At 59.8% G+C, this 10,412-nt stretch carries 9 protein-coding genes; 4 read left to right on the forward strand and 5 right to left on the reverse strand.

Annotated elements, in window-relative coordinates:
- Nucleotides 1–73 precede the first annotated feature (73 nt).
- A complete protein-coding gene (locus ACRAUW_RS14155) occupies nucleotides 74–535 on the forward strand; it encodes an acyltransferase (protein WP_431362789.1) in 462 nt (153 codons plus the stop codon).
- A gap of 53 nt (nucleotides 536–588) precedes the next feature.
- On the opposite strand, the gene ACRAUW_RS14160 is transcribed toward ACRAUW_RS14155, so the two are convergent.
- From ACRAUW_RS14160 to ACRAUW_RS14175, 4 genes are all read right to left on the reverse strand, one after another.
- A complete protein-coding gene (locus ACRAUW_RS14160; protein ID WP_431362790.1) occupies nucleotides 589–1,065 on the reverse strand; it encodes an ASCH domain-containing protein in 477 nt (158 codons plus the stop codon).
- A gap of 57 nt (nucleotides 1,066–1,122) precedes the next feature.
- The gene (gene prfC, locus ACRAUW_RS14165; RefSeq protein ID WP_085942998.1) at nucleotides 1,123–2,712 is read right to left on the reverse strand and encodes a peptide chain release factor 3; all 1,590 of its coding nucleotides are present in this window, start codon (nucleotides 2,710–2,712) and stop codon (nucleotides 1,123–1,125) included.
- Nucleotides 2,713–3,167: 455 nt separating this feature from the next.
- Nucleotides 3,168–4,622, reverse strand: coding sequence for an ATPase RavA stimulator ViaA (viaA, locus tag ACRAUW_RS14170; RefSeq protein WP_431362791.1), 1,455 nt, complete (start codon nucleotides 4,620–4,622; stop codon nucleotides 3,168–3,170).
- A gap of 9 nt (nucleotides 4,623–4,631) precedes the next feature.
- The gene (locus ACRAUW_RS14175; protein ID WP_431362792.1) at nucleotides 4,632–6,245 is read right to left on the reverse strand and encodes an ATPase RavA domain-containing protein; all 1,614 of its coding nucleotides are present in this window, start codon (nucleotides 6,243–6,245) and stop codon (nucleotides 4,632–4,634) included.
- Nucleotides 6,246–6,559: 314 nt separating this feature from the next.
- Here ACRAUW_RS14175 and ACRAUW_RS14180 point away from each other — a divergent pair, with 314 nt between their 5' ends.
- Together ACRAUW_RS14180 and rimI are read left to right on the forward strand one after the other, a co-directional pair.
- The gene (locus ACRAUW_RS14180) at nucleotides 6,560–6,994 is read left to right on the forward strand and encodes a DNA polymerase III subunit psi (RefSeq protein ID WP_431362793.1); all 435 of its coding nucleotides are present in this window, start codon (nucleotides 6,560–6,562) and stop codon (nucleotides 6,992–6,994) included.
- Nucleotides 6,995–7,103: 109 nt separating this feature from the next.
- Nucleotides 7,104–7,553 carry a ribosomal protein S18-alanine N-acetyltransferase gene (gene rimI / locus ACRAUW_RS14185; protein ID WP_431362794.1) on the forward strand — a complete coding sequence of 150 codons (450 nt, stop codon included), beginning with the start codon at nucleotides 7,104–7,106 and terminating at the stop codon, nucleotides 7,551–7,553.
- A 36-nt stretch (nucleotides 7,554–7,589) separates the two neighbouring features.
- Here rimI and ACRAUW_RS14190 read toward each other — a convergent pair whose 3' ends face one another.
- On the reverse strand, nucleotides 7,590–8,132 hold the full coding sequence (locus tag ACRAUW_RS14190) for a hypothetical protein (protein ID WP_431362795.1): 543 nt from the start codon (nucleotides 8,130–8,132) through the stop codon (nucleotides 7,590–7,592).
- A 185-nt stretch (nucleotides 8,133–8,317) separates the two neighbouring features.
- On the opposite strand from ACRAUW_RS14190, the gene ACRAUW_RS14195 reads away from it, so the two are divergent.
- Entirely contained in the window at nucleotides 8,318–10,108 is a 1,791-nt protein-coding gene (locus tag ACRAUW_RS14195; RefSeq protein ID WP_431362796.1) for an AMP-dependent synthetase/ligase, read from the forward strand.
- The last annotated feature ends 304 nt before the right edge of the window (nucleotides 10,109–10,412 follow it).

The following is a 10,412-nucleotide window of genomic DNA, read 5'->3' on the forward strand; positions in this document are numbered from 1 at the left end:
GCCCCCTTGGCTGCACCGGCCACGGGGATTGCGAAATCTGCATGCTGCTCGACCTAGAACAGAGAGGCGCATCATGAACGAGCCGACACGACACACCGTTGGCATTCGTGATGTCTGCTTCGGCGAGCGGGTAAAACTGGTTGACCCCGTCAATCTCTACGGCTGCACTCTGGCGGACGATGTCTTTATCGGCCCCTTCGTGGAAGTGCAGGCCAACGTCACCATCGGCCGCTCAACCAGAGTCCAGTCGCACACCTTCATCTGCGAGCACGTCACCATAGGTGAAGGGTGCTTTATCGGTCACGGGGTGATGTTTGCCAACGATCTCTTCAAGCAGGGCTCTCCCGAGCCGGACTCGGCCCACTGGGGCCGAACGGTCATTGAGGATGAGGTCTGCATCGGCTCTAATGCCACCATTTTGCCGGTCCGCATCTGCCGGGGCTCCGTCATTGGTGCCGGGGCCGTGGTCACCCGGGATATCGAGATACCCGGCACTTATGCCGGCAATCCGGCCCGTTTGCTGCGCACCTTTTGAGAGCCCACTGAGTTACCACGGCAAGCAGGAGTCTCCCCTGCTTGCCGCTTCGTTTACTGCGGCAGCGCCACTACCCGGAATCGCTCCAGCACCAGCGTGGCGTGCTCATCAAATTTTCTCTCTTCCGCCTTCATCTCGCGCTCGAAGAAGGCCTTATGAGCCTCGCGCCACCAAGCCAGAGAGCCATCGCCCTCCCCCTCCTCGGCGGCAAACGCAGCATCAATCTCATCGAATCGGCACAAGGTGACCGAGACTATTTCAACCAGCGCCTTGGGCTGACCACTCCAGTCGGTTACCACCAGTAGGTCCCCCTGTTCCGGCATCCGCTCGCCCTTTTCCAGATACCAGTAAGCGAGGCTACAGGTCGCTCGCTTGCGTCCTGCTACCACCAGCGACGCACAGAGGTTGGCATTGTGTTCATCAGCACAGAAGTAGTCTGCCGAGACATGACGAGCCCGTGCAGTCACAGGCAGGGATAACAGATAACCCTCGGCCAGAGCCGAGCAGGCAGGATTCATCGATTCAACCATCACCTCTCCTTGATGCATAAAAAAATCCCGCCATCTGGCGGGATTTGGTAAGCAGTATCAGTGCTCGCGAGTCTGGCGGAACTCCACGTCAGGGTGACGCTCCTGAGCCAGGCGCAGGTTGACCATGGTCGGTGCGATATAGGTGAGGTTGTCACCGCCATCGAGGGCCAGGTTGACCTCGTTCTTGCGCTTGAACTCTTCAAACTTCTTGACGTCGGTCCCTTCCACCCAGCGGGCGGTGGAGACGTTGACCGCCTCGTAGATGGCCTCGACGTTGTACTCGCTCTTGAGGCGCGAAACCACCACGTCAAACTGCAGCACACCGACCGCACCGACGATGAGATCGTTGCTGATCAGCGGACGGAACACCTGCACCGCGCCCTCTTCGGAGAGCTGGACCAGCCCCTTGAGCAGTTGCTTCTGCTTGAGCGGGTCGCGCAGGCGGATGCGGCGGAACAGTTCCGGTGCAAAGTTCGGGATACCGGTGAACTTGAGATCTTCACCCTGGGTGAAGGTGTCGCCGATCTGGATGGTACCATGGTTGTGCAGACCGATAATGTCACCGGCGAAGGCGTCTTCCGCCTGCTCACGGTCACCGGCCATAAAGGTCACGGCGTCGGAGATGTTCACATCCTTGCCGATGCGCACGTGGCGCATCTTCATGCCTTTGCTGTAAGTGCCTGACACGATACGCATAAAGGCGATACGGTCGCGGTGTTTCGGATCCATGTTTGCCTGGATCTTGAACACGAAGCCGGAGAACTTCTCCTCGGTCGCCACCACTTCGCGGCTCTCGGCCTTGCGCGGCATGGGAGACGGCGCCCAGTCAGTCAGGCCATCCAGCATGTGGTCAACACCGAAGTTACCGAGTGCGGTACCGAAGAAGACCGGGGTCATCTCGCCAGCGATAAAGGCATCGTGATCGAACTCGGGAGAGGCGCCCTGCACCAGCTCCAGCTCGTCACGCAGTTGCTGAGCCAGATCTTCGCCGACGGCGGCATCCAGATCCGGGTTGTTCAGCCCCTTGACCACCCGCTTCTCCTGGATGGTGTGGCCCTGACCGCTCTGATAGAGATAGGTCTCATCCTTGTAGAGGTGGTAGACACCCTTGAAGGATTTGCCACAGCCGATTGGCCAGGTGATGGGGGCGCACATGATCTTCAGCTCGCGCTCCACCTCGTCCATCACTTCCATCGGATCGCGCACTTCGCGGTCCAGCTTGTTCATGAAGGTGAGGATGGGGGTATCACGCAGACGGGTCACTTCCATCAGCTTGCGGGTCCGGTCTTCAACACCCTTGGCGGCATCGATGACCATCAGGCAACAATCCACGGCTGTGAGAGTACGGTAGGTATCTTCGGAGAAGTCCTCGTGACCCGGGGTATCGAGCAGGTTGACCAGACAGTCGGCATAGGGGAACTGCATCACCGAGGTGGTGATGGAGATACCACGCTGCTTCTCCATCTCCATCCAGTCGGATTTGGCATGCTGGCCCGAGCCACGGCCCTTGACGGTACCGGCGCGCTGAATGGCCTGTCCGAACAGCAGGACTTTTTCAGTGATGGTGGTTTTACCCGCATCCGGGTGCGAAATGATCGCAAAAGTGCGTCTCTTGGAGACTTCACTCAGAAATTCAGCTGACATAATTCAACGTTCTTCTATTGAGCGGTGGCATCAGCCACCGTGGGAATAAATCCGGAATGCCGCTCACGGCACATGTATACGCAACGAAAGCCACGCCAGCTGGCGTGTTGCCAACCTGATGGAGAGAGGGAGGAGGGTTGCGTTACATGGGTCTTCTCGCCTGAGTCAAAGCAAAATTGCGCGACATTATACCCGCGCGAGTGAAAAATACCCAGCCCGTCAGTCAGCTGTTTCCACCCGGTTGCGCCCGGCCCCCTTTGCCCGGTAGAGAGCCTTATCTGCACGCAGGTTCCTGATCATCATCGCGCTGGCAGGCTGACCCGATGCCGATGGTCTCTGGCTGTTCAGTGCCAACATCAACAAACAAATGGATAAAGTTTCGCATCCCCTTCCATCCGGGCGACCCCAACATCCCCCTCAAAGTCGTCATCGAATATCACTTATCATTCAACAGAGAGTTAATTGTGCTGGAAGCGCCGCAGCAGCCGACCGCGCAGGCCACAATCGAGCAGCCAGCTGTTGTCAAAAATCCGCAACAGCGCCTGCTTGGCATGGCGGGACATGGCGACAGCGTGGAAACGGGTCTGGCGCTGGCGATAGCGGTTCATCTGATCGAGCAGGGCGTGGGGCAAGCTCTGGGCGATAAAATCGGAGATGACCAGCACGTCAGCCTTGGCAAAGGCGGGCTCATCGAGCTTGGCCAGTGCTTTTTCCAGGCAGGGCACCAGGTCGGTACCGCCGTGAAAACTCATGGAGAGAAAGCGCTCCGCCTTCTCCAGACCGGTATCTGCGGTGATCTCGAGGGTCGCCACCTCGGTGGAGAAGAGCATCAGGTAGCAGCCGCGCTTCTCATCCATCGCCACCTTGAGCAGCGCCAGAAACAGCGCCTTGGCACACTCCTCGGGATAGCCGCCCATGGAGCCCGAAGTATCGACGCAGACGATAAAGGGGCCTCGCTGCTGCAACTGCTGCCCCCCCTGCTCCGGAGTGCGCAGCATGATGCGCTGGCGCGGTAAGGTGCCACGTGACTGGTAGCTGAGCAGGCGCCGCTCCAGATAGCGGCGATAGAACTCCAGCTCCAGCTCCGGCAGCCCCAGCATCACCGCCTCGCTTGGCAGCAGCCGCATCAGATCGCTCGCCTGATGAATGCCCACCAGATCGTCCGGCACATCGTCGCTGGGAGCGGGTTCCAGTTCCAGCACCTGAACCGGCGGCACAGGTTGCTCCTGCGCCCGCCGATCCCGTTCGCTGCGCCCGAGCAGACCGGCAATCTCCGCCAGCAAGGGCTCGCGCTGCAACATGCGGGCGTACTGCTTGACCAGCACCAGACTGCGCTTGTGCCAGTGCCCCTGAGCCAGATCCCAAAGACCACCAGCGGAGATCTGGTTGGGATCGAGGGCATCAGCCAGGGTGCGGCTCGCCAGCAGCTGATCTTCAATCTCCTGACGTTGCTTCTCCCGCTCAGCTTCGGCGATCTGCTGCTGCAACTGCAACAGGCTCCCCACCAGACTGGCGCGCCACTTGTCGATAAAGAGCTGGCGCAGCCCCTCGGTGGGGTGAGCAGTCAGCTGACGCACCAAGGATCTGGCCTCACCGGCGAAGGGGCTGTACTGCTCCAGCGACTCCAGCAAGCCGGGCAGGCGACCAATCAGCTCGGTCATCGGCAGTTGCCGATGCGCCTGATAGAGCAGGTACTCCTGCTCCAGCGCCACCGGCACCGGCTTGTGACGGATCTCCTCGCCAAGCTGCTCGCCCCAGCTCTGCAGGCGCTTTTTCAGCAGCTTGCCCTGTAGCGGGGAGCGTTTGATAAATTCGGAAATCTTGGGCGAGGCCGCCAGCAACGCCACCACCTCTCCCGCCAGCTCACCCTCTCCCATGAGAAGGCCCAGATCCAGCATGCCGATCTCAAGCATGAGCGCTCCTTACTCGTCCAGCCTTGGCAACCGCTCGCGCCACTGGGTCAGCTCGCTGCGCAGCAGCTCGAGATCCCGGTTCAGCACAAAGAAGCTGTCCTCCACCTGCTGCAACCAGCGCCGGGCGATAAAGAGGTGTTGCTGGTGACGCTCGAACAGGCTGCGCTGCTGTTTGAGCTCCTGCATCACCTTGCCGACCTGAACCAGCTGCTCATCGAGCGACTGCAACCAGGGCGCCAGCACCACCTCGGGGATGGCGTTGCGCTCCATCAAAACCAGCGGGATCTGCTGCCGCTGGATATCGAGCACCTGGAGCCGCAGCTCATCGTCCAGTACCAGCTCGTAATGCCCCTGTTTCGGGTTGCCAAACTCATAACCCACCAGCGCCTCGCCGGTGGGACGCCAGTGGGAGAGCAGGGTGCGATCGAATACCAGCGTGCGGGTGAGGCGCTCGGGATCGCTGCCATCCAGCGGCGCCGGGGTGAGCAGATGGAAGTGCACCTGCTTGCCAAAGGGTCTGGCATTGGCAAGCGGGATCTCGATGCCCCGGGCGCGGCGGCCAAACCACTGCTTGCGCTGGCGGGCTTTTGTGCAAAGGCGCTGGGCCACGCTCTGTTTGAGCTGCTTGAACTGGTCGCGCAGGGCCAGCAGCTGGCGGGTCATCGCCAGTTGCTGATAGCCGTAAAGGCGGGAAAACTCGGTCATCATCTCAAGCAGGGCGGTGCGGGACTCTTCGTCATGCCAGAGACAATCCTTGAACAGCAGCAGATCTACCGGTGCGACCTCATCGCGGCCATTGAAGAAGGCACTCGCCTTGATAAGCCGTACTGCCTTCTTCCAGCGACGATCCGACACATAGCAGCGATGGGCCAGCTGACTGTCGAGCTGCTGGCGCAGCTGATAGATGAGCTCGAAACAGGCATCCGGCAGACGCACCTGTTCAATCTGGCTCTGCCATTGCTCGTACTCATCCCCCCGGATCTGCAGAGATTCCGGCAGATTCTGGTGGGCGTGACCATCGCTGGCCAGCATGGATTGAAAGTTGGCTTTCTCCTGCACCCGGTCCATCCAGATCCGCACCAGCATCCGGTCGTAGAGCGCTTCCAGCCCGCTGTCCGGCGCCGGCAGCTCGTTGGAGGCAGTCACCAGCAAGCGCATCGGGATAGGGTGCTGGCTGTCGCCGTTGCGAAACTGCCGTTCGTTGATGGCGGTGAGCAGGGTGTTGAGGATGGCAGGGCCCGCCTTCCAGATCTCGTCGAGGAACACCACTTCGGCCTCTGGCAGATAACCAGTGGTGAGGCGCAGGTATTTGCCATCCTCTTTCAGTGCCTGAATGGAGAGGGGGCCAAACACCTCCTCCGGCGTACTGAAACGGGTCATCAGGTATTCAAAGTGGCGGGCGTCGTGAAAGGCCAGCTTGAGGCGGCGGGCAATCAGACTCTTGGCGATACCGGGTGGCCCCAACAAGAAGACACTCTCACCGCTGAGGGCAGCCAGCAGACCGAGGCGCAGGGCATCCTGCCGTTCGTAGAGCCCCTCACCGAGGGCGGCCAGCAGCCGGGGCAACCGCTCCTGGATGGGAATAAGACGCGCAGGATTCTGGGCTTGAGCTAAAGACGACATAGAGACGGTTCCGAAGCTGGGATAATGTTAGCCCCAAGGCGCGATATCCATTTGCTCGACCTTGGGTTTTGTCTTGTTATGATGTTTATTCTGGTATCGCTTGCCGCACAATACCCGCCTCTGGCAGGAAAAAACGCAAAGGCAGTGCGATACCGTATCGGCAACGTGCTGCGCCCATGCATAGCCAGTGTCGTGATGAGTACCATGCCCGCATGCGCCAGATGATGCGTTGCAAAGGGTGCAGCAAAAGCGGTTCGAGTGTACCCTGCGCTACACGATTTTCCCCAATGTAGATCAAGAGTGAGTCACCCCGAATGCAAGATCCCGTTCGTCAGAGCATGTTGGCCCGCATGGGCATTCAAAGCTGGCAACTGCGTCGTCCGGCATTGCTGGGCGCAAACCCCTCTCCCGGGCTTGAGCAAGATGCCACACAGCCCGGACAGATGTCCCTTGCCAACGGCACTCCGCTGCCCGGCGGAAAACTCTGGCTGCTGGCGCCTCAGCTGCCTGCCACCACGCTGCTGGCGGATATCTGCCAGCTGCTCGGCATGACCCCCGACGAGGTCTCACTGCTCAGCGAGCTGCCGCCTGCCGATCTGCAAACGGCGGGCGCCTCCCCTCTGCTCTGGCTGACGGAGGCCAACACCGCGCGGCCTGATGCGCTGATCTGCCCGCTCGCCCCCAGCGCCGCGCAAAAGCGCGCCCTGTGGCAACAGCTGCGCCAGCACCTTGCGGCTAGCGCGGCGTGATCCCGCATCATGCCGCCAAGTCCCACTGTGATGCCGCTCTTTTTACCTGATTTTACAAACGCCGCCTCTGCTAAGCCCAGTGCCCAACATCTTGCCATCCGGAGCCCCCATGCCTGAGTTTCGTCCCCTGCTCGAAGCCGATTTCGACCTTGTCTACCCCATCGAGCAAGCCGCTCACAAGGAGCCGTGGAGTCAGGCCAACCTGCTCTCCTGCTTCGGTCCTCGCTATCTCAACGGCTTGATGCTGGTCGATGGGCGCCCGGCGGGCTTCTATATCTCGGATCTGGTGGCTGGAGACAGCTCGCTGATGAACATCTGCGTGCATCCGGCGTTTCAGGGCAAGGGGTTGGGACGGGCGCTGTTGCAGGCCTATCTGGCGCGCAGCAAGCAAGCCGGGGCAGAGGCCTGGTTTCTCGAGGTGCGGGCCGGTAACCAGACCGCCATCAACCTCTACGAGAGCGCCGGTTTTGCCGAGTATTGCCGCCGCGCCGACTACTACGGCACCGGCAATGACCGGGAAGATGCGGTGTTGATGTCGCGACTGTTCGATTTCGGCTGATTGAGGCAGTTCGTCACGCTTAAATATCTTGCCTCCTTAATCGAGGGGGGCATTGTCCATTGCCGGATCCTGCGATGAGAGAGTTGTGTGAATCACAGCCTCGAATCCGGCAGCGGAGAGTGGCATAAAGAAGCCCTGCTGCCAGGTTTTCCCCGGCATCCAGATCTGCTGAATATCTACCGCTATCTTGATGGGTTTCAGAGGTTGTCCAGGCTGCTGGATATAGATACCGGGCGGTGTGGCTACCTTGGGGAACCGCCTCATGAGCTGTTCGCTGCCATCCCCCTTGCCCGAATTGAGCCGCACCTTGACCAGTCGACTCAACGGGATAGTCATATCGTCACTCTGCCAGAGACGTTCGTTCAACGCTTTGCAGCGGCGGCACTTGGGGGTCTCCAGCACATAGAGCAGCGGATAGCCCAGCGCCAATGCCTGCTGTTGGGCCTGCTGGTACCCCTCTGCTCCCTCATACCAGGAATTCGCAACCCCCACCGTCTTTCCCATAAAATACCAGACCACCCCGGTCCCAGCCATCATGAGCCCGAACGTAGCCAGAGCCCCTTTCATCCAAAGATTCATATCGTTAACTCTCCCTTTGTTCCTGTGCAATATCGGCCACCCAGCACAAAGGAAGAGCAATTTACGCTATTTGTGATCCAAGATAAACGGCGAACACTTGTAAGCTGTAATCTTGGAGTTTAAACTCTAACCCGATTTTTAGTGCCCTCGCGGGTATACAACTGTAATTAAAGGATGTTTGACTGATGCCGAAGCTTCATCTGGTTCGACTGATGCGTGAACGCATTGCCCGGCTTGGCAACAAGGCGGCCCTGCGGGTTCAGCAGGATGGTCAATGGCGCGCCATTGGCTGGCGTACTCTGGGCCAGGCCATGGACTACTGCGCACAGGCGCTGATCCGCAGCGGCCACCAGCCAACCGAAATGGTCGGCATCTATGCCCGCAACATGCCGGAGTGGACCCAGGCAGATCTTGGTATCCTTGCCGCCCGTGGCGTTAGCGTCCCCATCTACCCCACCAGCACTCTGGAACAAGTGCGCTATATCGTGCGCGATGCCAACATCGGCCTGCTGTTTGTCGGCGAGCAGTCCCAGTTCGATCAGGCTCTCAACCTGTTAAAGGATGGCGAAATCCGCCAGATCGTCGCCCTCGATAGCAACGTCAACCTGCGCGGCTGCGCGCAAGCGAGCTACTTTCAAGAGTTTCTGGCCTCCGGCAACCATCAGCCCAGCGAGCTGGAGCTGCGGGTACGGGAAAGCCAGTACCGGATGGATGATCTGCTGACCCTGATCTACACCTCCGGCACCACCGGCGAGCCCAAGGGAGTCATGCTCGACTTCAGCAACATCGCCGCCTGTTTCGAGATGCACAACAGTCGCCTGGACCTCAACGAGCAGGATGTGTCGCTCTGCATGCTGCCGCTTAGCCACGTGTTCGAGCGGGCCTGGAGCTACTACGTGCTCTATTGCGGTGGCGAGAACGTCTACATTCGCGATCCGCAGAAGGTGATGGATGTGATTGGCGAGGTGCAGCCGACCGTGATGTGCGCCGTGCCTCGTCTCTACGAGAAGGCCTACGCCATGATCCAGGCCAAAGTCGCCCAGGCGCCTGCTCTGCGCCGCGCCCTGTTTGGCTGGGCAACCAAGGTTGGCAAGCAGATGGTTGCCAGCCGTCAGGCGGGCAAGTCCGCCTCCCCGCTGCTCTACGGCCAGCTCTGGCTCGCCGAGCGACTGGTATTTCGCAAGCTGCGCGCCCGTTTTGGTGGTCGCACCCGCTTCCTGCCGGTGGCTGGCGCCCGTCTGGCCGATGATGTGAACCTCTTCTTTCAGGCCATGGGGCTCAACCTCAAGTACGGCTACGGCATGACCGAAACTACGGCTACCGTCTGTTGCTATGAAGAGAGCCAGTTCAAGCTCGGCTCCATTGGCAGAGCACTGAACGGCATCGAAGTGAAGCTGGGTGAAAACAACGAGTTGCTGGTGCGCTCTCCCACCGTAATGCGTGGCTACTATAACAAGCCGGCAGCGACCGCCGAGGTGATGACCGAGGATGGCTTCCTGCGTACCGGTGATGCCGGTGAGCTCGATAGCCAGGGCAATATCTACTTTACCGAGCGCCTCAAGGAGCTGATGAAGACCTCCAACGGCAAGTACGTGGCCCCGCAACTGGTCGAGGGGACCATCGGCAAGGATCGCTTCATCGAGCAGATCGCCATTGTCGCCGATGCCCGCCACTTCGTCTCGGCGCTGATCGTCCCCTGCTTCGAGTCGCTGGAGGAGTACGCCCGCTCCATCAACCTGCAGTACCAGAACAAGAGCGAGTTGTTGCGTCACTCCCGGGTAGTGGAGTTCTTCGAATCACGCATCGCCGATCTGCAAAAAGAGCTGGCCAAGTTCGAGCAGGTGAAGAAGTTCACCCTGCTGCCGAGCGCCTTCTCCATGGAGCTGGGTGAACTCACCCCCACCATGAAGCTGCGCCGCAAGATCATCGAAGCCAAGTACCAGAGCGAAATCGAGGCGATGTACAACCACGTCTGATACCGCTCGGGTTTCCGGAAACAAAAAAGCCGCTCATCGAGCCAATGCTGATCAGTTAAGGATCCATCGGCCGATCCTTCTGCTGTAGAACAATCCGGAACCAATCATTGGTTCCGGATTTTTTTATCTCTATTGCAAGGGGCGAAGCCGCCAGGATGGGGAGCTGCGCGAGCGCAAGCAGGTCAGCGTACCTTTGCCGGTATGGCGATCCGCACTATCCAGATCCCGAGTGATACCGGCAAACACGGCGCGTTTGAGGAGCTGCACGGCATGGCCGATGGCCGCCAGTTCGCTGATACCCTGC

It is taken from the genome of Aeromonas sp. (genome assembly GCF_050633025.1).
Classification (GTDB): Bacteria; Pseudomonadota; Gammaproteobacteria; order Enterobacterales; family Aeromonadaceae; genus Aeromonas.

Coding starts and splice junctions, on each gene's coding strand:
- ACRAUW_RS14155 (WP_431362789.1), top strand. CDS start 74: ATGAACGAGCCGACACGACACACCGTTGGCATTCGTGATGTCTGCTTC.
- ACRAUW_RS14160 (WP_431362790.1), bottom strand. CDS start 1,065: ATGGTTGAATCGATGAATCCTGCCTGCTCGGCTCTGGCCGAGGGTTAT.
- viaA (WP_431362791.1), bottom strand. CDS start 4,622: ATGCTTGAGATCGGCATGCTGGATCTGGGCCTTCTCATGGGAGAGGGT.
- ACRAUW_RS14175 (WP_431362792.1), bottom strand. CDS start 6,245: ATGTCGTCTTTAGCTCAAGCCCAGAATCCTGCGCGTCTTATTCCCATC.
- ACRAUW_RS14180 (WP_431362793.1), top strand. CDS start 6,560: ATGCAAGATCCCGTTCGTCAGAGCATGTTGGCCCGCATGGGCATTCAA.
- rimI (WP_431362794.1), top strand. CDS start 7,104: ATGCCTGAGTTTCGTCCCCTGCTCGAAGCCGATTTCGACCTTGTCTAC.
- ACRAUW_RS14190 (WP_431362795.1), bottom strand. CDS start 8,132: ATGAATCTTTGGATGAAAGGGGCTCTGGCTACGTTCGGGCTCATGATG.
- ACRAUW_RS14195 (WP_431362796.1), top strand. CDS start 8,318: ATGCCGAAGCTTCATCTGGTTCGACTGATGCGTGAACGCATTGCCCGG.